Source organism: Ohtaekwangia sp. (assembly GCF_036568665.1).
GTDB lineage: Bacteria > Bacteroidota > Bacteroidia > Cytophagales > Cyclobacteriaceae > Ohtaekwangia.
Genome location: NZ_DATCSD010000428.1, coordinates 35,580 through 55,918, shown reverse-complemented (window position 1 = coordinate 55,918; position 20,339 = coordinate 35,580). Strand labels below are relative to the sequence as shown.

At 45.4% G+C, this 20,339-nt stretch carries 17 protein-coding genes; 3 read left to right on the top strand and 14 right to left on the bottom strand.

Features of this window, described 5'->3' with window-relative positions; translation table 11 throughout:
- Positions 1 to 247 precede the first annotated feature (247 nt).
- Positions 248 to 877 carry a response regulator transcription factor gene (locus VIN08_RS25140; protein ID WP_331971493.1) on the top strand — a complete coding sequence of 210 codons (630 nt, stop codon included), beginning with the start codon at positions 248 to 250 and terminating at the stop codon, positions 875 to 877.
- Between the two features lie 448 nt (positions 878 to 1,325).
- Here the strand turns inward: VIN08_RS25140 and VIN08_RS25135 are convergent, their stop codons facing one another.
- The 8 genes from VIN08_RS25135 to VIN08_RS25100 form a co-directional block, all read right to left on the bottom strand.
- A complete protein-coding gene (locus tag VIN08_RS25135) occupies positions 1,326 to 3,188 on the bottom strand; it encodes a mucoidy inhibitor MuiA family protein (protein ID WP_331971490.1) in 1,863 nt (620 codons plus the stop codon).
- Positions 3,189 to 3,315: 127 nt separating this feature from the next.
- Complete coding sequence (locus VIN08_RS25130) at positions 3,316 to 5,970, bottom strand: ABC transporter permease (protein ID WP_331971487.1); 2,655 nt, start codon at positions 5,968 to 5,970, stop codon at positions 3,316 to 3,318.
- A gap of 4 nt (positions 5,971 to 5,974) precedes the next feature.
- On the bottom strand, positions 5,975 to 6,316 hold the full coding sequence (locus VIN08_RS25125) for a PadR family transcriptional regulator (RefSeq protein ID WP_331971484.1): 342 nt from the start codon (positions 6,314 to 6,316) through the stop codon (positions 5,975 to 5,977).
- A 244-nt stretch (positions 6,317 to 6,560) separates the two neighbouring features.
- Positions 6,561 to 7,121 (bottom strand): DUF4142 domain-containing protein, encoded by a 561-nt coding sequence (locus tag VIN08_RS25120; RefSeq protein ID WP_331971481.1) that lies wholly within the window; start codon positions 7,119 to 7,121, stop codon positions 6,561 to 6,563.
- A 124-nt stretch (positions 7,122 to 7,245) separates the two neighbouring features.
- Positions 7,246 to 7,704 (bottom strand): DUF72 domain-containing protein, encoded by a 459-nt coding sequence (locus VIN08_RS25115; RefSeq protein WP_331971479.1) that lies wholly within the window; start codon positions 7,702 to 7,704, stop codon positions 7,246 to 7,248.
- On the bottom strand, positions 7,697 to 7,978 hold the full coding sequence (locus VIN08_RS25110) for a DUF72 domain-containing protein (protein ID WP_331971476.1): 282 nt from the start codon (positions 7,976 to 7,978) through the stop codon (positions 7,697 to 7,699). Before VIN08_RS25110 ends, VIN08_RS25115 begins: the two co-directional genes overlap by 8 nt.
- 81 nt (positions 7,979 to 8,059) lie before the next feature.
- Positions 8,060 to 8,779, bottom strand: a complete 720-nt coding sequence (locus VIN08_RS25105) for a hypothetical protein (RefSeq protein ID WP_331971473.1) — start codon at positions 8,777 to 8,779, stop codon at positions 8,060 to 8,062.
- A gap of 109 nt (positions 8,780 to 8,888) precedes the next feature.
- Positions 8,889 to 10,058: an alcohol dehydrogenase catalytic domain-containing protein gene (locus tag VIN08_RS25100; protein WP_331971470.1), complete on the bottom strand. Its 1,170-nt coding sequence runs from the start codon at positions 10,056 to 10,058 to the stop codon at positions 8,889 to 8,891.
- A gap of 315 nt (positions 10,059 to 10,373) precedes the next feature.
- Here VIN08_RS25100 and VIN08_RS25095 point away from each other — a divergent pair, with 315 nt between their 5' ends.
- The gene (locus VIN08_RS25095) at positions 10,374 to 12,155 is read left to right on the top strand and encodes a carbamoyltransferase family protein (protein ID WP_331971467.1); all 1,782 of its coding nucleotides are present in this window, start codon (positions 10,374 to 10,376) and stop codon (positions 12,153 to 12,155) included.
- Between the two features lie 2 nt (positions 12,156 to 12,157).
- Here the strand turns inward: VIN08_RS25095 and VIN08_RS25090 are convergent, their stop codons facing one another.
- The gene (locus tag VIN08_RS25090; RefSeq protein WP_331971463.1) at positions 12,158 to 13,207 is read right to left on the bottom strand and encodes a glycosyltransferase family 9 protein; all 1,050 of its coding nucleotides are present in this window, start codon (positions 13,205 to 13,207) and stop codon (positions 12,158 to 12,160) included.
- A gap of 65 nt (positions 13,208 to 13,272) precedes the next feature.
- On the opposite strand from VIN08_RS25090, the gene VIN08_RS25085 reads away from it, so the two are divergent.
- Entirely contained in the window at positions 13,273 to 14,250 is a 978-nt protein-coding gene (locus VIN08_RS25085; RefSeq protein WP_331971460.1) for a glycosyltransferase family 2 protein, read from the top strand.
- Here the strand turns inward: VIN08_RS25085 and VIN08_RS25080 are convergent.
- Genes VIN08_RS25080 through VIN08_RS25060 form a run of 5 tightly spaced genes read right to left on the bottom strand, consistent with a single transcriptional unit; the run spans position 14,236 to position 20,333 of the window.
- Positions 14,236 to 15,345: a glycosyltransferase family 9 protein gene (locus tag VIN08_RS25080; RefSeq protein WP_331971457.1), complete on the bottom strand. Its 1,110-nt coding sequence runs from the start codon at positions 15,343 to 15,345 to the stop codon at positions 14,236 to 14,238. The two genes, VIN08_RS25085 and VIN08_RS25080, sit on opposite strands and share 15 nt — an antisense overlap.
- Positions 15,342 to 16,859 carry a D-glycero-beta-D-manno-heptose 1-phosphate adenylyltransferase gene (gene rfaE2, locus VIN08_RS25075; protein ID WP_331971454.1) on the bottom strand — a complete coding sequence of 506 codons (1,518 nt, stop codon included), beginning with the start codon at positions 16,857 to 16,859 and terminating at the stop codon, positions 15,342 to 15,344. Before rfaE2 ends, VIN08_RS25080 begins: the two co-directional genes overlap by 4 nt.
- The gene (locus VIN08_RS25070; protein WP_331971451.1) at positions 16,841 to 17,401 is read right to left on the bottom strand and encodes an HAD family hydrolase; all 561 of its coding nucleotides are present in this window, start codon (positions 17,399 to 17,401) and stop codon (positions 16,841 to 16,843) included. The genes rfaE2 and VIN08_RS25070 overlap by 19 nt, the downstream gene beginning before the upstream one ends.
- A complete protein-coding gene (locus VIN08_RS25065; RefSeq protein ID WP_331971448.1) occupies positions 17,398 to 19,329 on the bottom strand; it encodes a glycosyltransferase in 1,932 nt (643 codons plus the stop codon). Before VIN08_RS25065 ends, VIN08_RS25070 begins: the two co-directional genes overlap by 4 nt.
- Positions 19,326 to 20,333 (bottom strand): glycosyltransferase family 4 protein, encoded by a 1,008-nt coding sequence (locus VIN08_RS25060; RefSeq protein ID WP_331971445.1) that lies wholly within the window; start codon positions 20,331 to 20,333, stop codon positions 19,326 to 19,328. Before VIN08_RS25060 ends, VIN08_RS25065 begins: the two co-directional genes overlap by 4 nt.
- Positions 20,334 to 20,339 lie beyond the last annotated feature (6 nt).

Genomic DNA, 20,339 nt, shown 5'->3' with positions numbered 1-20,339 from the left:
CATAGATCCAAGTCTGCTCCTTCACGTATTCAGAATTATAAACATGAATCTCATTTTTTTAATGGTCATGCTGCCCAAAATTCTAAAGGATTTGAAATGCAGCTGCGACTATATTTAGTGTTATTTAACAACCTCCAATCGACTACATCAGAAGTGATTAGTTAGCACGACAATAGGAGAATGATTATATGGTTTCTCAAGAATTCATAAAACAAAACAAGACAAGTATAATTTACTATTTAACGACATGGTAAAGGTAGTTGTCGTTGGAGATCAAGCTATTAGTCGCCTGGGGCTTATAGAGATTCTGAAAAGCGATCCTCGTTTTGAGATTATAGGCGACTATAGGAATTTTAATCTTATCAAACGAGATTTATTAACACTCAACCCTAAACTGGTTTTTATCGATTTACCATTAGACATGCAGGCTTGGCTCGATGTGGCTATCTATATTAAAAAATATGATCCATCTATTAAAATAATTATCCTTACCCCACACAACGAGGTGTGCCACATTGTGAGTGTTGCGGAATCTGACATCGATGGTTATATTCTCAAAGACACCAATCCAGTCGAGATTTTGAGCGGTATAAACCGGGTATTGGATGGAGAAAAATTCTATTCACTTGAGATTTCCAATCGGTTAATTAACAACTATCGAAAGAAAGACTTTCGCGGTGACCCTTTTCTTACCGATAAAGAAAAAGAAATCATTCGATACATTATGGAAGGCCAATCCTCCAGGGAAATTGCCGCGCTTCTGAAAGTGAGTTCGCGCACCATTGAGAGCCATCGTTCAAATATTCTTAGAAAGTTTAATCTCAAAAACACTCCTGAACTTATCAGTAAAATTGCTGAAAAGAAGATTTTGATTTAAGCTCTTCCATAAATCGGTTCGAAAATTTTACCACGCAGGCAGGCAAACTAACAAGCTATAATTTCTTCCGGTGATGGGAAAGTATTGACTTTCGTAAAGTATAAGGAAAAAATAAAAAACGATAAAAGAGGAGACTGCCTCAATGGGCAGTCTCTTTGTTAAGTATTCTTTCCTCCCGATGATTGAAAGGCTTAACAGAGATAACGAATTTAGTTTAGCGATCAAGAGATTGTATTATCGAGTGATTTCAATAAACGAAAAAATAACCCGTTATAATCTAACAATAACAATCTAACAATAACGAAGAAGTGAACACCGATCAACGAATGCTGAAGTATAGCTTTTTGCTTTCACTTTCATCGCTTATTTTATCTGTGAAGATCTGTGAATTCTGTGGGAGGTAGAAAAGATAGCGCGGGCAGAGCCGGCCACGCGCTATTTCCCTTTCTCACTCCAACATAACACTCTCACGTTTGGGATACTTCACTTCATACTGCAGCACGATCTCTTTCTGCTGCTGCGGTGCTACTATATATTGCCATGTTAATTTTCCCGATTTATCATCCACCACAGCGCCACTCAACTCAACAGGGTTAATACTGATATCACTGTTCACCGCTACCGGTAACTGATCGAAAAGTGTAAGCTTCACCGGCTGCGACTTTTTATTCTTTACTATTATTTTAAATGCACGCGTGTCGGTTTGATTGGATCCTATAGCACGCCTGTGATTGAATTGCTCTATACGATTTCGTGCAATGACTATATTCTTATCACGTCCCAACGATATAGATAACGTATCCACCAGTGCTTTAGTATTGAGAATAGACCGGCCTATATACGTATCTTCAAAATATAGATTGGTCTCTCCATCCAGTAAATTATACTGATCCCATTGCACAATGCGTGCCATCAGGAAAGCGTCCTTATCAACCTTGGGTACGGCATAATATTCATACTCAGCCGGTATACTATATTGTTTCAGCTCAACCAGCAATTTCTCTCCGTCTGACTTGATGGAGTATGGCTCCTGCACTTCGATCTCTACCGTTGTCTGGTTTTCTACAAACCTGGTAATGATCGGCTCGTTCTTGGGAACATATGAGCGGACACCGCGTATAACAACTGGGTTACTACCATTGTCGCTATAGCCTGTAACAACTACTTCGCTCAGCACGGAGACATCTTCTGTCAGCTTCACATTCATATCCGGTCTGGACGCAACCAGCTCCTGAGAAGTATAGCCTATAAAAGAAAATACCAATACAGCTTTGGAATCGGGTAATGTGAGTGAATAATTACCATACGCATCACTCACGGTGCCAATGGTAGTTCCTTTCACGAGTATATTTACTCCCGGTATAGCTGCCCCGGAGGCATCCACCACTTTCCCTTTTACCTGCCCTATATTTTGGCTACCGGCTTTATCGATATAGGTATAGCGGGCATAGTTGAGTAACCATGGATGAAGTTTAGGCACAACTCCGCTTTGGTTGGGAACACCGTTGGAGAAACGAAGTTTCACATTCCTCCAGTCGACCCCGGTATTCTGAAATACTTCGGCTTTATAGGTAAGTGCCAGCGGACTGTTTACATCTTTCACGCGTATATCATATTTCGGAAACCAGCCTGCATTGCTTACAAGATACGAAACATGAAAGCGAGCCTGTACCGTTGTTTTGGCCTGCACACGTACTTCGATTTCTCCGGTAGGTAATATCTTGCGATCGTTCTGTTCCTTGAGTTGTTGTGCCAGTCGCCCGATCTGTTCCTGCTTCTTATCTATACTCTTGTTGAGATGGATTGCTTCTTCTTTGATCTTTGAAAGCTCGGCATCGTAAAAACTCATAGCCTGTTGTAGCTGGGCAAGCGTGGCCCCGGCATTTTGCCCCAGCCCTCCTAACGTTCTGTTCGCTACCAGTAAATTTTGTTTTTCTCCCAGCACTTCCAGCCGCGCTCGCTCCTGCGTAATTTTATCCTGTAGTATATCCTGTTGATTTTTGAGACTATCGATGATGCGATCCTTTTTTACAACATCGAGATAATTAAGTTTATGATTTACTGAAAGAATGGTAAACTCGCCATCGGCTTTTACCTGTATACTTTTCTCATCGATAAAGGGAGAGAGATTTTTGATACGCAACAACGACTTCTCCGGAGGTATTGCTATATAACCCGTTTCAAATAACTGGGCACCATCCAGAAAAACGGTAACATCGGTGAGCGTGGTTTTCAATTCCTTTTCACGGAATTGCTGGGCGCCTGCACTATAGATAAAAAGAACAAGGAGTATAAGTATCGAGGCTCTCATAGGTATAATATTTCCTGTGAGATGCAATTCTTCCTTTCATTCCATAAACCCGGAAAAGATTTTTTTGGAAAATAAAAAAGCCTGTGGATAACACAGGCTCTGTAATATAGCTCTTTCCCATTTTTCGTTATTCCGACCGAAGACGCGTAGCCGGGTTAGCCAGCGCGGCCCGAATTGATTGATAGCTGATGGTAAGCAACGCTATGGCTATGGCCGCAACACCCGATAATATAAATATATCCCAGGTGATGCTCGTTTTATAGGCGTAGTCTTCCAACCACGTCTGCATCAGGTACCATGCTACCGGTGTGGCAATTACGAATGACAACACCACCAGTAACACAAAGTTCTGCGTGAGCAACCTCACTATATTATTGACCGATGCACCCAGCACCAGGCGAATGCTGATCTCTTTGTTGCGCTGCTCTACCATAAAGGCCGAGAGTGCAAACAACCCGAGGCAAGCCACAATAATGGCCAGCACAGCAAAGCTGGCAAACAACTGGCCCATGCGTTGCACATCATCATACATGCGTGCATAGCTTTCGTCCAGGAACGTGTAGCGTATGGGTTGGAAGGGCATGAATGTATTCCACAAGCCGGTAATGGATTGCAATACACGCTGCATATCCTCTGTTTTTACCTTTATCGATATAACATCTCCGCCATCGCCCAATACCATGGCGAGCGGACCAATCTTTCCTTTCATTGACTCGAAATGAAAATCTTCTACAACGCCTACCACGGTAAAAGTTTCCCATGTCATAATCCTTTCTCCTACCGGGTTCTTTAGTCCTATCGCTTTCGCCATCGCCTGGTTGATGATGATTGCCTGCGAATCAGATGCTACATTCGGCAAGAAGTTACGGCCTTCCGCGAGTTTCATGCCCAGCGTTGATATATAGTCTTCATCTACATACCATTTCTGTGCTCCTACACTTTTCTCTTCGGTAGATTTACCCTCGCGCCAGAAACCGTTCTGATCGCGGTTCGTTCCGGTTACCGGCAGATAATTACTGATAGTAACATGCTCTACATCGCGCAGCTTCAGCAATTCGTTCTTGAAGGTTGCCTGCTTTTTGTTTAATGTATTCGCACCTTGTATCTCGATAACCTGTTCCTTATCAAAACCGATCTTCGTGTTCAGTATATAGTTCATCTGCCGATAGATCACAAATGTACCGATGATAAGAATGATCGAAGTAGTGAATTGAAAAACTACCATAACATTGCGCAAGGTTGCGTTTTTGCTGCCACGACTTATATTTCCTTTCAATACCTGGATGGGTTTAAACGCAGAGAGATAGAATGATGGGTAGGCACCGGCCAACAGCCCGATCATAAAAGCAGATCCCAGCAACACCGGGTAAAACCACCACGACAACCACGGAATACTCAGCGACCTTCCGGCTATAACATTGAAGTAAGGGAGCGATACCCATACGATTACTATACCCAGCGCGAAGGAAACAAAACTATATACCATCGATTCGGTAAGGAACTGCCGGATAAGATGACCGCGCACAGAACCCACTACTTTTCTCAACCCGACTTCTTTTGCACGATTAGCCGACTTGGCCGTAGAGAGATTGATGAAGTTGATACAAGCCAGCAGGAGTATAAATATAGCTATACCGCCAAACAGCCATACATACCGGATGTCGCCATGTTTGATCTCATCCATAATATCGGATGAATGCAGGTATATATCACTCACCGGCTGCAGATGGAACGAGTGGTACTTCTTCACATCTTCTGCCGACTGACTTTTGGTTTCATTCAGATAGCCTACATAATATTTATCTTTGATGGCTAACATTTTCTTTTCGAGCTGTGCAGGATCAGTACCCGGTCTTAATTTTACATAGGGATTATAGTTCCAGCAGCACCAACTGGTTTGCTCGCCCGGCCAGAATTCTACACCGGTGAGTGTTATAAAGAAATCGTACTGCAAGTGAGATGTTACTGCGAAGTCTTTCATCACTCCGCCAACCATAAATGTTTTGGCAGGATCATCGTTCAACACAATGTTACGCCCTACCGGGTTTTCATTCGGGAAATATTTATCAGCTTTACTCTTCGAGAGAACAATTGTGTTGGGTTTATCCAATGCATGCAGCGGGTTACCATATACCAGGGGTATCTCCAGGATCTCGAGTAGTTCCTGATCGGCATACGCAAAACCCTCTTCGTATGTATTTTCTTTCTGATCGTCTCTGCGGAATAAATTACTGCCGGCATTAAACCATTTATAGGGTATAAGACGCCCGGCCTGTTCTACTTCGGGATATTCCGTTTTTAGTATATGCGTAATGGAAGGAGGAAAAGCTGTCCACTTCTCATCAGATGATTCTTTATACTCGTTATACAGGCGGTATATCTGTGCACTATCCTTATACTGTTTATCGTAACTTAGTTCGTGCCGGATAAACAGAAAAATAATGATACAGGTAGCAAGCCCTAAGGCAAATCCTCCCACCTTGATCAGCGCATACATTTTCTGACGAGTCATAGACCGCCAGGCAATCTTGAGATAATTTCTGTACATGGTATAATGATTAATGGTATCGAACCTGTCTGCACTCCGGATAATGCCCGGCCTGAAAAGCAACAGTACATCTATAGCGAAGTATATATCTGCCTTTGTTTTGCGAAATGTTCTGCAGCGCCTCTGGTATAATTCGATCAGGTCACCTTCGATGAAAACGCGCAATGCCGGATCGCAAAACCACCGGAAGAACCGGAGGAAAAGTGTCGGAGGGGTATATCGGGTATCTTTCATCAGTTTAGCCCGCGACCTTTACATTCCATGCCACCTTCGGAATAGCGTCCCACATTTCATTGCGTGTGCTGCGGGTATATTCCATCGCTTTCTTTCCCAGTGCTGTTATCTGGTAATATTTTTTTGGTCGGCCTGCCCTGTCTTCTGTGGCCTCTCCTTCCCGTGACTTTAAATATCCTTTATCCTCCAATCGCTTCAAGGCAGTTTGAAGAGCTCCTACACTCACTGAACGGGAAAGGCGTGTTTCAATTTCTATCTTAATAGAAACACCATACGCTTCATTATATAGTATACCTACGGTGAGCATCACAATCTCTTCGAACTCTCCCAACTGGAATTTCTTCATGGCAATAATTTATTCCTAAATGTAGTATTAAAATTCATACCAAAAAATAAATCCTGCCAAACAGCAGGATTTACGATGATTACGCTAATATAAATGTTCACCACCGAACAACTTGGAGCCGAAATCGCACGGGCATTATTGGCTATCCGTTAATCGTAAGTAAAATGTTTTTCGGACTTTTGTCTTCCGCACCATTATACTTCAACATTTGTTATTCAATCTCGTTATTCGTTAATGGTATATCTTAATTGCCGCGGGCAGGCACGGCCAATGTTGCCGCTAAACTATCGGCCATCTGCAGGTGCATGCGAATGTGCGGTAACAGATCAGTTGCATAATCTTTCAGTCGTAATTCTTTACCACTCCTGACTTCTGTCTCAAATAAAGCTTCAGCTTCCTGATGTCCCTTTACCTGGCTGTGTATATAGGCGGTATCAAATGCATAGCCGCTAAGCGACATAAGTCTATCCTTTAAGGCCTGGTGCTCTCCTTTGAGGCCGGAAGGAAAATCCGCTTCAACTTCGGCCGCTATATTTCGCAGATTGTCCCATGCATTCTGATGTTCTTCGCGCATCATATTACCAAACATCTTTACGGCATCCTGATTTCCTTTGGAAACAGCCAATGCACCTAACTCCACCTCTGCACGATTTGCGTAAGAAGCCTGCACAACAAAATCCCGATCTTGTGGATTCAGGTTACTCTTCGTGTCACCATCGTCATCATCACAAGCACTTGCTATCGCCAACATGACGGGCAAGGCTATCGCCATCATCTTTCTCCATTGCATACGTTCCATAATCATAGTCTTTTGACAGATATACCTGTAAAAACTATTCCTTTTGAACGTTGCCTGATTTTGACAGATGGGGTGTGTAAACGCTTTCCCTTCGCCTGCATCACAACCACACTTCCCCAGCGCGTTGCGATTATGCCTGCATCATTGCCTGCAGCTGTTGCGCATTGAAGGCTGCATACCCCGCCTGGTCATTGTCAAAGTATATATATACATCTTTTCCGCCATCCATCCATTGCCGGATCTTGTTTGCCCAGCGTTTCAATATAGCTTTCGTATAACTTCCCTCGTACTTATCTCCGGGACCATGAAGCCGGATATATATGAAATCGGCAGTAACAAGGGCTGGTGTTCTATGGCCTTCCAGCTCATAGATACAGAAAGCACAATTATACCTGCGCAGCAAGGTATATACTTCTTCCGTATACCAGGTGGTGTTGCGAAACTCAAATGTATAGCGATTACCCCTTGGCAGATGTTTGAGAAATTCCTGCAGCCGATCGATGTTGAGTTTCCAACCGGGTGGTAATTGAAAAAGTACAGGGCCGCGTTTTTTACCCAATGCAGAAGAGTTCTCCAGAAAGTTACGCAACGTTTCCTCCGAATCTTTTAGCCTTCTTCATGTGCGTAATATAGCGACTGCCTTTTACGGAAAATACAAAGTCCTTCGGGGAGGCGTCTTTCCATTTCTTAAAAGTTTCAGCTGCCGGTAAATGGTAAAAAGAGTTATTCAGTTCAACGGTGTTAAATATAGTCTGGTAATACGCGAACTGATCTACATTTCTCGTATCATCCGGATAAAACGTTCCGATCCAATGCTTATAGTTCCATCCTGAAGTACCTATATATGAATGTCCTTTCTTCATCCACCATTAACCATGGAATATCAACCCTAAACCAAGAATCTGAACCTTGAACATTGACAACAAACCTGACCCCGGGCATCCCTATTCATACCAATGAAAAACCTCTTCCCCTATAGCATTCGCCAGGCCTTGTGCGGCATCTGTTAATCGCCAACCGTTCTTCATACATTTTAATACTCCGAGATGTTTTTTATTCAGTGTTATATCAAGCTGATGACAGATACCTTTATCACAACTGGATATAACGGGAATACCTACACCTTTATATTCTTTTCCACGGTATTGGAAATTGAGAGGCACAGGCATTGTCTTGGCGGGATCACTTTTCAGTTCTGCAATAAAATCTTCCAGTAAACGAATAAGATTTTTATACTGCGTGGCATCTGATACACTCCACTTGTCCTTATCGGCACGCTTATGTGCGAGTTTGAATTTAAGACCAACCATTGAGGTCGTATAATCATTCGCGTTGAGCTTCTCTACATATTGGTGCGAGAGTATAAACCAGTGATACGCGGTGCCTACCGGCACGCCTGAACCTTCCGGTGCATGACCCGCCCTTCGTTTTATTACATCGTAGGTAAGTTCCCAGCGATCGGGAGTAACTTTTGTTTCCTTCCATATTCCCTTGTCATAATTCCACTTATGACTTCTTCCCACAGCCATGCCGGTATACCGCTGCCCTTTATATTCTTTAAAGGCATTGTACGACTTGCCAGAGAATTTACCATCTGCATGGCCATCCGTTCTTGTGCCGTTGGTTTTGCGGGCTTCTTTCTTCGCAGAATTTTTCAGTGCCATAATATATACCCGTTACAGAATATACTAATTACAATCACAAACAAAGATTAAAAAATCCTGCCTAGTATTATTCGTGAAATGGGTATAACACTACCCGCAACAGAGTTCGTTATAGCTGCGGCTTCAATACAACTTTTACACAATTATCTTCCTTCTTGTTAAATATATCATACATCGCAGAAGCATCAGTCAGCGGCACAGTATGCGAAATGATGTCATCCAGTTTTACTTTTCCTTCAACAACCAATGCTAATAGTTGATCGATATAGCGTTGCACGAGAGCCTGGCCTCCTACGAGTTTTAATCCTTTATCAAACCATTTATACAACGGAAAATTATCGTACGGTGAGCCATATACACCTACTACCGATACAACACCGCCTCTGCGCACAGCATCCAGACAATACTCCAGCACTTTCATCGATCCTTTCTCTGCCTGCAGTACATTTACGACTTTCTCCAATACAGTACGATCGGCCTCCATACCTACAGCATCAATACATACATCGGCACCATAACCATTGGTCATGGCGCGAATGGCAGCAACAGCATCGGTATCTTTTGCATTGATCGTTTCTGAATTTGCTGCGAGTCGTGCGGCTGCCAATCTATACTCTTGTATATCTATACCTATAACTCTCCCTGCCCCCTTCAGCCACGCAGCTTTTTGCGCCATGATGCCCACGGGGCCGCATCCAAAAACAGCAACGGTCTCTCCTCCTTTCAGATTCGCCCAATCAACAGCGCTCCACCCGGTAGGAAATATATCGGTGAGAAATAATACCTGCTCATCGGTGAGACTATCCGGCACTTTACGTGGACTATAATCCGCATACATAACCCGTGCATACTCGGCCTGGCCGCCATTGTATCCGCCATATAGGTCGGTATACCCATACAAGGCACCACCCGCTCCTTTAGCCTTGATGATCTCTCCTTCCGGACCGTATGTTTTATGATTAGAATTTTCGCAATGTACCGGCAACTCCATCTGACAAAAATGACAGTGCCCGCATGCTATAGGAAAAGGAACCACTACACGATCGCCTTTCTTCAGATTACGTACACCGGAACCAACTTCTTCTACTATACCCATAAACTCATGGCCTAATACCATCGGTCGGGGTTGAGGCACCATGCCATTATAGATATGCAAATCTGATCCGCAGATCGCTGTTGACGTAACGCGTATGATCGCATCGCTGGCATCTTCCAGCTGAGGATCTTCTACTGTTTCTACACGAATGTCTTTGGGTTTGTGAAATACTGTTGCTTTCATATATATACATGATTTATGGGTGAAGGATTTTTTAAAACAAACTGATTACTCGCTACTGTAAACTATACTACCAACAGCGAAAGTGTGACGATCTGTTAAGGATGACGTACAAAGGCAGGCATACATTATTGCCATGGCAACGGTTAAAAAAATATACCGGTCAATCTTTACAAGGCATCAACAACGGTTGGTACACATTTACCCCAGCACCACGCCACGATCACTTTGCTTTGCCCGTTATGCTACACATGCATCATCATTCCGTCAAGGAATAATACTTTACAGGCATCTCTTCATTCAACAACTTTATATTGCATGTATACACTTGGAATCAACGCCACCTTTCACGACTCTTCTGCCTGCCTGGTAAAAAACGGAGTGCTGCTCGCAGCAGCCGAAGAAGAGCGCTTTACACATACGAAGCACGGAAAGAGACCTATACCTTTTTCCACGTATGAATTACCTTTCCATGCTATTGACTATTGCCTGAAGACTGCGGACATTCATGTGAACGATGTAGATCATTTTGCCTATGCTTTCAATCCATACCTGCTGATACCGGAGGCACTGCAGGGAAATGCAGCAATCGGAATTCCGTTTGATGGTAAAGAATCGCCCCATAGTAATTTATGGACTTCACCCTGGGATCCTTTATTCCTGTCAAGTATACTGCATGCTCCCGCTCAACTTGTTGATGGTTATCCGCATCATTTACAAAAGCGTTTTATCAACAGCTATATACCCCGGGAGAAATGGCATTGGGTGGATCATCACCTGGCACATGCTGCCAGCGCGTTTCATGCTTCGCCCTATACCCGGGCTGCTGTTATGACACTGGATGGTCGTGGTGAACTTGCTACAACTTCCTATTATACCGGTGCGCAAAATGATCTTACCCTGCTGGGGCAAGTGATGATGCCTCACTCGCTGGGGCTGCTATATGAACACGTAACCACGCACCTGGGATTTCTCCATTCTTCCGATGAGTATAAAGTAATGGCACTGGCCTCGTATGGTAAACCGGAATTTATAAAAGAATTTCGTTCAATCATTCATCTGCAAGGTAATGGAAGTTATACGATCGATCAGGTTGATCTCTCGGAGTTGCTCGGCCCCATGCGCCTGCGGGGTGATGAATTTACCAGGCGCCATTTTGATATAGCCCACTCGTTGCAATATGTACTGCAGGAAACAGTATTGGAATTAAGTCACTGGCTGAACGACCGGACACATGAAGTAAATCTGTGCATGGCCGGTGGCGTTGCACTGAACTGTGTGCTGAATGCTTACCTGCGCGACAAAGGATGTTTTGAAAATATCTGGGTGCAGCCTGCTGCCGGTGATGCCGGCACCGCGCTGGGTGCTGCACTCTGGATTGATAGTAAACAACGGCATGACTATACGCGCCATTTCGAAATGGATCACGCCTACTGGGGGCCGGGATATACAGATGAAGAGATTGAGAAATTCCTGCAGTGGTCTAAGATACCTTACCGGAAGATGCACGCTGTTGCTGAAGAAACAGCAGCACTATTGGCAGAAGACAAGATCATCGGCTGGTACCAGGGAAGAATGGAGTTTGGTCCACGCGCATTGGGTAGTCGTTCCATACTGGCATCTCCTATACATGCTTCAATGCAGGCACGCCTCAATGAAGTAAAAGACCGCGAAGACTTCAGACCGGTGGCACCGGTTGTATTGGAAGAAGATGCGGCCGAATGGTTTGAACAAGGCGGCTTCTCTCCTTTTATGTTATTTGTCTATCCTGTGAAAAATGATAAGGCTTCTGATATACCGGCCGTGCGACATGTAGATGGCACAGCCCGTATTCAAACTATAAATCGAAATCAACATCCGTTGTATTATGAATTGCTAAAAGCATTCAAACAGTTAACCGGTGTTCCGGTACTTATCAATACTTCTTTCAACACGCTGGGCAAACCCATTGTGTGCACACCGCGTGACGCGATCGAATGTTTCTGGACGTCTCCGTTCGATGCTTTGGTGATCGGCTCTTTTCTATTGGAGAAAAAACCGACATCGGGTATAGCCACGATCGAAAAAGAAGAAACACTACTGACCAGCGATGCACAGTAACCTTACGGATTATCCGGAGCCAGCGTGGGTATAAAAGAGGTAGCCTTATGCTGAAGTTGTTCTTTCACCAGCTTCACGACAAAAGGTATATCTTTTACCTGGCCGGGACCTACAACCCGGTGCAGCGATGTATCCAGGGGTGCCCAGCGGCCGGGATCAGAATGTGCAGAAAACAGTATAACACTTGGCACTTGCAACGCAGCGGCTACATGCGAAACACCGGTATCGTTGCTGATGAGAAGTTCGCTGTGAACAATGATCTGCGCCAGTTCACCGATGCCCACATGACCGCATTGTTCCACCAGGTTGATAACGGGATGGTGTATCTGTTGCTCTACCTCGCGAAGTATAACGGCTTCTGCTGAAGAACCTGTCAGCACTACCTGGTATCCCTCCGGTATAATTTCATTGGCAACGGCAGCAAAATTTTCTGCAGGCCATCTGCGAAGTTCGCTGCGGGCTCCCGGATGTATACATATATACTTATGCGAAAGTAAATTCAACTGGTGCTGCATTGTCTCAAAAGCATGTTCTTCTTCCGGTAGAAACGGAAATTCCAGTGCAGTGCCCTGTTGAGGTATAGCCAATACACTGGTAAGTTTGAGAAAGCGTAGAATTTCATGCTCATCATCTCCCGACTCCGGGAAATATACCGGGTTGAGTGTTTTCTCACCCGGCTCCCGCAAGCCAATCGTATAGCGGGCATCGAACAAAATACAAAGCGCATTAGTCTCTGTGCCATTGCCCTGCATTTGTATAAAGAGATCGAAGTGTTCATATTGCATGGACGTAATAAAGTCCGGTAATTTTTCGGGCATCACTTCCTGCTCCGGTAATCCGGGCCAGCCGGGAAATTCCAGGAAGTCGTCAAAGTATAAATGAAACCGCGTTACAAAACTTTTCTCCCAGGGTAATCCTATCAAGGTGATACGTGCTTTCGGATACGCGGCCCGCACAGCTCGTACGGTGGGAATGATGCACAGCATATCGCCCAGGTAAAGTGCACGAAGTATACCAATGCGCTGAATTTCATTTTTATCAATGTGATCCATAGTTGTCTGTTACCGGATATATATTATAAAGTAGTGCCAGGCATTATTTTTTTTCCGAAGCCTGTATGAGTCCCTTTATATCTGTTGTTATACCCACTTATAACCGGCCGGTGCTGTTGCTAAAATGCCTGGAGGCACTCACGCGACAATCTTATCCGGTCAATCGTTTTGAGATTATTGTAGTAAGCGATGGTCCTGACGAAACGACTTCTCAGGCAGTAGCTGCTTTCAGTCAGCAACAGGCAGTGCCGATACATATGCTGGCGTTGCCTGCCAAGCGCGGACCTGCAGCAGCCCGCAACATGGGTTGGAAGCATTCGCAGGCAGAGCTCATTGCTTTTACGGATGATGATTGCCTTCCCGAGCCGCAATGGCTTCGTGCCTTCAGCGATGTATATCGCATTACCGGCAAACGAAATATAGCCATGACCGGGCAAACGCTCGTGCCGCGTACCAATCCGCCAACCGATTATGAGCAAACTATAGCGGATCTCGAAAAGGCAGAATTTATCACTGCCAACTGTGCCACTACACGCAGAGCGCTGGAAATGATCAACGGCCTGGACGAAGCTTTTACGATGGCGTGGCGCGAAGACAGCGACCTGCAGTTTCAATGTATAAAACATGGCATTCGTATATACCCGGTACGCCAGGCATGTGTAACTCACCCGGTGCGCAAAGCCTCCTGGGGACGATGCCTTCACGAAGAAAAGAAGGGAATGTTTGATGCCCTGCTTCTAAAGAAACATCCGGAACTGTGCCGGGAAAAATTACACTTTCGACCTCCCGAATTATACTATGCCATGATCCTGTTCTTTTTAGCAGGCATTGCAGGCACTATTACAAACAATATACCCTTGCTCTATTTTTCGCTCACTACCTGGCTCATGCTGGTGCTATATTTCACCTGGAAGCGGCTTCAACATACAGCGCACACTCCGAAACATATCACCGAAATGTTATTTACTTCGGCATGGATACCGTTCCTTTCAGTATACTGGCATGGGTATGGATCCATTCGCTTCCGCTCATTTTGCATTTAGATATTCGTCTGCGTTGGCATGTATACCGAATTGCTCCAGTATATTCTGTATAGTATGCACCACGTCTTCCGGAGACACTATGGGTATAGATTGATTCATGTAATGCTCATGCACAAAACGAATCACTTCATTGCTGCTGCGCATCTCTTCCGGTATATCAAACGGCAATACTGCTCCCGAAACTTTCCACGGTGTATGTTGTGGATTGGTAAGCGCGTATAGCACTATCACCGGGGTTTGCGTAGCAGCTGCTATATGGGCAGTACCTGTATTAACGGTTACTGTTAACAGGGCATAGCGGACCAGCATGATAAATTCATCCAGCGAAAACATGCCTGCTACAGAAAATACTTTTCCCCCGGAGTGTTGTTCGATCTTTGCTGTCAACGCACTTTCACTGGCTGAACCGGTGAGCAATACCGGTATAGTATATAACGATGTTACACGATCTGCAATTTTCTCCCAGTACTCCAGCGGATACTCACGTTTCTTTTCACTTACACCCGGATGCAGGAGTATAAAAGGTCGTGCAACATCGAGCCCTATATTTCCAAGCTTCTTCTGCACGGAATCCCAGGCATACTCGGGGAGATTCAGCAACAGGCGATCGTCTTTTACCTTTGCCCCTATACTTTTTACCAGGGCCAGGTCGCGAATTACCTGGTGACGAATCAAGGTATAGGGCTCTTCATCGGGTACCCAGTGGGTTAACAAATCATACGGGTTCTCGCGACAATATGCAAGGCGCAGCGGTATAGCTGCCATGGATAACAACAATGCGGCCGGTAATGCACTCTGACTATATACGGTAAAGATAACGGCTGCATCAAACTGCTTCGCCTCCAGTATGTTCAGTATATTCCGACATACACCGGGAGAGGATTGCAGTTTTACCCAGGGTACATCGGCTATAATTACGTCATCAACACCCGGTATCAATCGCGCTGCATCACCCCCCGAAGAAGAGGTCATTACGGTGATGGAACAATGAAATGTTTCCCGGAGTGCACGTATAGCCGGTGACGACATGATCACATCGCCCATGTTATCGAGGCGAACGCAAACTATCTTTTGGCATGTATCCCAGCGTTTCATAATAATACCGATGTATACTCTTGCGCAGCGGCTTTCGCTTCCTGAATGCGGTCGATGATGATGGTGGTGGAATGATCCGGCACCAAGGGTATAAATACAATCTCACCCCCGTGCGCACGCACCGTATCTGCTTCAGGCAATGTATCTTCGGTATAATCTCCGCCTTTCACAAAAACGTGCGGCCTGATAACATTCAGCAGCGATACCGGAGTATCATCATGCTCCGAACCAAACGGCACGATATAGTCTACACAGCTCAGCGCTGCCAGCACCTTCATACGGTCGGCCAGTGTATTTACCGGTCGCGAAGTTCCTTTTAGTCTGCGAATGCTCTCGTCTGTATTTATACCCACCAGCAGTACATCACCGGCACTGCGCGCTTTTTCCAGGTACGAAACATGACCGCTGTGCAGTATATCAAAGCATCCGTTGGTGAATACAATTTTCTTACCGGCCTGTTTAACGGCATCAGCAACTGCTTCGAGAGCGCTTATGTCATAGATAAATTTTTCCTGCGAATCGAATTGCACCAGCAGTTCTTTTATTGAACAAACAGCCGTGCCTTCCTTGCGGATGGCTACGGAAGCTGCTGCTGTTGCCAATGATGCTGCTATAGCGGGGCTGGCTCCGACTATACTCGCCAATGTAAACGCACTGATATAGGTATCACCCGCACCTGAAACATTGGGCGACACAACGGACTGGGTATACGTTCGGTACACGGGCCGGCTGCGCTCAAAGATCAGTGAACCTTCGGCATCCAGCGTAAGCGCTGTAATAATCGCCTGTGTTTTTATAGTAAGGTCTTCTCCATATTCCCGCAGTTGTGCTGCGCGATTATGGGCCACCGGCGGAAGATCTAACAGGCGCATAGCTTCTTCGTAATTCGGTTTTACCAGCGAGGGTTTGAGTGACCGAAAGAATGAAAGCCGCTTGGAATCTACTGCTATAAAAAATGATTGCTTGTTTCGCAGAGCTGTCAATGTTTCCACTATACGGGGAGTGAGTACACCCTTGTTATAGTCTGAAAGTATAACCGCGTCATAAGTGGATATACTATAAAGTATCTTTTCGATCAGGGCTTCTTCACACCACGCAGGTATAGCGGTTTCATCACCATCGTCATAGCGTATCAGCACATGGTTGCCGGCCATTACGCGTGTCTTCACAATGGTTTTTCTATCCTCTACCATCAGTATATTTCCGGTGCCTACACCGGCCCGCTGCAGCAGGTCCATTGCATTTCGTCCGAACGCATCGCCACCAATCACCGAGCAAAACGATACTTGTGCTCCTAATGCTGCTATATTGCACGCGGTGTTGGCCGCGCCTCCCAGCAACAGGGTTTGTTCATCTACATCTACTACCGGCACGGGTGCTTCAGGACATAGTCGTGAGCTGATGCCTTTCAGGTATACATCGAGTATAAAATCTCCGATCACCAGTATACGTTTTGTTACAAACTGTTGAATGATCGGCCCGAACTCCGCCTCTGTTATTCTTGTATCTGCCATTCTTCTTTCAATATGCGTTGAGAGGCTTCGCGCAGGTTTTTTACTATATAAGTCGGCCTGCGTTCTTCCTGTATATTCCATTCCGTTTCATTACCGTTGTTGACCAGGATGGTTCTGCATCCTGCTTTGTTACCGGCTTCTACATCGGTGAGTATATCTCCGATCATCCACGAACGCGAAAGCTCTACCTTAAAATCACGCGCTGCCTGCAGAATCATGCCCGGCTCCGGCTTGCGACAATAACAAGCTATACTATAGGCCTGCACAACACCTGCCGGGTGATGCGGGCAGAAGTAAAAACCATCCAGTTCCTTCAGTAAAAGAAATAGTCGTTCTTTCACCTGCTGAAGATCCTGTAGTTGAAAGTAACCATGCGCTACACCGGCCTGATTCGAAATAACGATCAGCAGGTATCCCTGTTCCTTTAAACGCGCGAGCGATTCCCGGGCCCCTTCGCAGAGTACAATCCGCTCGGGGTTTACATTATAGGGTATATCTTCTATCAGCGTTCCATCTTTATCAATGAAAACGGCCTTGTTCATTTTCGAATGGATATAGCATGTTGTACCTGCATTTCGTTAGCTTCATTGTGATGTCCGTTCTTTTTACCGTTACCGGCTTTGTGTGACGGCTCCAGACTGAAGAGGTTTGTTTCTACCAAACTGCAAATGGTATGCAGCAGGTGCAGATGCATCTCCTGCACACGTTGTGTACTGTTAGACGGCACAACGATATCGACATGCGCATACTGCCACATCTCGCCACCACCTTTGCCACTAAAAGCTATACACTGCATCTGCTTATCAATGGCCATCTTCATGGCGCGTATAATATTGGGCGACATACCACTGGTGCTGAAGCATATCAGCACATCACCTTTCTGACCATACGCTTCTACCTGTCGTGCAAATATATCTTCATAGCCTATGTCGTTTGCCCACGCTGTTATCACAGAGCTATCGGCTGTTAATGCTATAGCGGGTAATCCCTTTCTATAGGGAAGTTCAAAACGTCCTACCAGCTCAGCGACAAGATGCTGACTTTCGGCTGCACTGCCGCCATTGCCACACACCAGTGTTTTCCGGTTGTTCCGAAAACACTCGGTAAGCAGGCTGGCAGCTTCGCGTATGGTATCGGGCAAAACTTTTTTTGAGAGTTCAATTGTTTCAATCGCCTGATCAAAAGCATTGAGTATATATTGTTGCACGCGTGCATCCTCTCCGATCTCTACTGAAGTCAGCAACAGACGTTCATAGATCGATGCCATGGCATCGGCCACGTGCGCCCAGGTAAACATCGCATTAACGCGCTTTATAGCGTTACGCCTCATGCGTGCAGCCAATGCAGGATCGCAAAGAATTTCAGTGATGCGTCTGGCGAGCAGATCCCGATCATTGGGAGGAACAAGGAAACCAGTCTCACCATCCTTCACAGTATATTTTATACCCCCTACATCCGAACCTACAACGGGGGTGCCACACGCCATTGATTCAAGCGGCGTTATACCAAAGGGTTCATACCACGGTGTTGTAATAAATACATCGGCTGCGGCATAATAGTACTTCAGCACATCGCGGTTCTTACGGCCTGCAAATGTTACATACTCCGCTATACCTTCTTCGCGCGCAATAGTAGTGAGTCGTTCTATTTCTTTATCGGTGGCAGGATCGGCAGTATCAGCCTCTCCTCCTACTACGAGCAAGCGGGCCGCTATACCTTTATCTCTGACATCTGCTAACGCACGCACCACATTATCTACGCCTTTGCGCGGCACCATGCGACCAAGCTGCAAAATGATATACTCGCTGGAATCTACTGACAGTACCATTCGTGCCAATAGCTGATCGATTGGATAAAACTCCTGCGGATTAAATCCACACGGCACAATGGAGATCTTCTGAGGTGAAGCCTGGTAATGGTTAACAAGATCCTGCTGATCCTGCGGACACTCGGCTATAATATGATCTGCTTCCTGTACAATGCGTCTTTCTATATCAATGCGTTCTGCAGGAAAGCGATCGTTATCTCCCTGGTATAGCTTGCGCACATAACCCAGCGCATGAAACGTAACCACAAAAGGTATATTCAGTGCTGCCTTGATACCGCTGGCCACTACTGCCGACATAAAGAAATTTGCATGAAGCAAGCTATATATAAGATTCTCCTGCCGGATAAAAGCCAGCATGTTCTCCGTAAAAGCAGTCATATAGGGCAGCAACTGTTCCTTCTCTATTACTTCTACCGGCCCAGCCTGTATATGGATAACGCGCACCCGCGGTATCCAGTTAATTACCGGTGGCAGGCCGGTATTATCCCTCCGGGTATATATATCTATTTCATATCCTTTCGCTGCGAGATGCCTGGCCAACTCTCCTACATATACATTTTGTCCGCCACTATCAACTCCCCCCAGTATAGCCAACGGTGAAGCATGTTCACTGATAAAAGCAATTCTTCTTTTCATTTTCATATAGCAGTTCCTCCTGTAGTTATCAATTGAGCCATGCTGTTTTTCTCCGGGTGTCTGGCGATAACAGCTTCTACGAGTTGCTCCCAATCATGAACAAAACGTTGTATTGAAAAGCGACCTGTAGCAACACGCTTTCCTTCTTCCCCCAGGCGCCTGGCCAGTGCGTTGTCTTTCAACAACAGGCGCATCTTATTGATGAGATACTGTATATCTGTGTGCAGATATCCGGATTCATCATTCCGGATCACGGTAACCATTTCTGTTGTTGCAAGTCCTACTACCGGTATTCCTATCATCATGGCTTCCAGCACAGCAAGGCCGAGACTGGTATAGCGAATAGGATTAAAGAAAAACCGATAGCGACTGACGAATGCCGGTAACTGCGGATGAAGGACTTCTCCCAGACCGCCGATCATCTCTGTATTCATACCAATAAGATCCAGCGGTATATATTTTCGAACTTCCAGAAATATATCATAACCGAGGCGTCTTCCGCGTTCCGATAAATTGTTGATCACCACAATGCCTTTGGGTATCTCCCCGGTATAGCTTGCATCGGGTGCTATAACGCCATGATCAATTACTGTTGTAGGTGTATCGTTGTTATCCCACATCAACGCGTTGAAAGATGTAACATGTACCAGTGTCACTAACGGAGAATTTACAACGTGTGGGGTATTGGTCGGCACACGCTGGGGCGGATCATGCTCCAGGTATATCGCAGGCAAGCTTCGCTGCTCTTGAGATAATACCTCGTATTGATCTTCCAGGTAATTTCTGTTTGTCTGGAAAAGGATGCAATCAAGCTCCAGGTGTCTTACCTCGTTTGCCGGCACTTCTATTACGTTGGCACCGAAAGGAAATGTAGTGCCTCGCCCGATATACCCTTCGTGGCCCGGGCTACCCAGCGGAATGTATATATCAAAGTTACACTGCGACAAGTAGTACAGGTAACTTCCGTGAATATGCCAGGTAAAAATCCGGGTACGTCTGCGATGCTCCATACGCGT

Coding starts and splice junctions, on each gene's coding strand:
- VIN08_RS25130 (WP_331971487.1), bottom strand. CDS start 5,970: ATGAAAGATACCCGATATACCCCTCCGACACTTTTCCTCCGGTTCTTC.
- VIN08_RS25125 (WP_331971484.1), bottom strand. CDS start 6,316: ATGAAGAAATTCCAGTTGGGAGAGTTCGAAGAGATTGTGATGCTCACC.
- VIN08_RS25140 (WP_331971493.1), top strand. CDS start 248: ATGGTAAAGGTAGTTGTCGTTGGAGATCAAGCTATTAGTCGCCTGGGG.
- VIN08_RS25100 (WP_331971470.1), bottom strand. CDS start 10,058: ATGAAAGCAACAGTATTTCACAAACCCAAAGACATTCGTGTAGAAACA.
- VIN08_RS25090 (WP_331971463.1), bottom strand. CDS start 13,207: ATGGATCACATTGATAAAAATGAAATTCAGCGCATTGGTATACTTCGT.
- VIN08_RS25110 (WP_331971476.1), bottom strand. CDS start 7,978: ATGAAGAAAGGACATTCATATATAGGTACTTCAGGATGGAACTATAAG.
- rfaE2 (WP_331971454.1), bottom strand. CDS start 16,859: ATGGCAGATACAAGAATAACAGAGGCGGAGTTCGGGCCGATCATTCAA.
- VIN08_RS25105 (WP_331971473.1), bottom strand. CDS start 8,779: ATGGCACTGAAAAATTCTGCGAAGAAAGAAGCCCGCAAAACCAACGGC.
- VIN08_RS25080 (WP_331971457.1), bottom strand. CDS start 15,345: ATGAAACGCTGGGATACATGCCAAAAGATAGTTTGCGTTCGCCTCGAT.
- VIN08_RS25065 (WP_331971448.1), bottom strand. CDS start 19,329: ATGAAAATGAAAAGAAGAATTGCTTTTATCAGTGAACATGCTTCACCG.
- VIN08_RS25135 (WP_331971490.1), bottom strand. CDS start 3,188: ATGAGAGCCTCGATACTTATACTCCTTGTTCTTTTTATCTATAGTGCA.
- VIN08_RS25070 (WP_331971451.1), bottom strand. CDS start 17,401: ATGAACAAGGCCGTTTTCATTGATAAAGATGGAACGCTGATAGAAGAT.
- VIN08_RS25060 (WP_331971445.1), bottom strand. CDS start 20,333: ATGGAGCATCGCAGACGTACCCGGATTTTTACCTGGCATATTCACGGA.
- VIN08_RS25095 (WP_331971467.1), top strand. CDS start 10,374: ATGTATACACTTGGAATCAACGCCACCTTTCACGACTCTTCTGCCTGC.
- VIN08_RS25120 (WP_331971481.1), bottom strand. CDS start 7,121: ATGATTATGGAACGTATGCAATGGAGAAAGATGATGGCGATAGCCTTG.
- VIN08_RS25085 (WP_331971460.1), top strand. CDS start 13,273: ATGAGTCCCTTTATATCTGTTGTTATACCCACTTATAACCGGCCGGTG.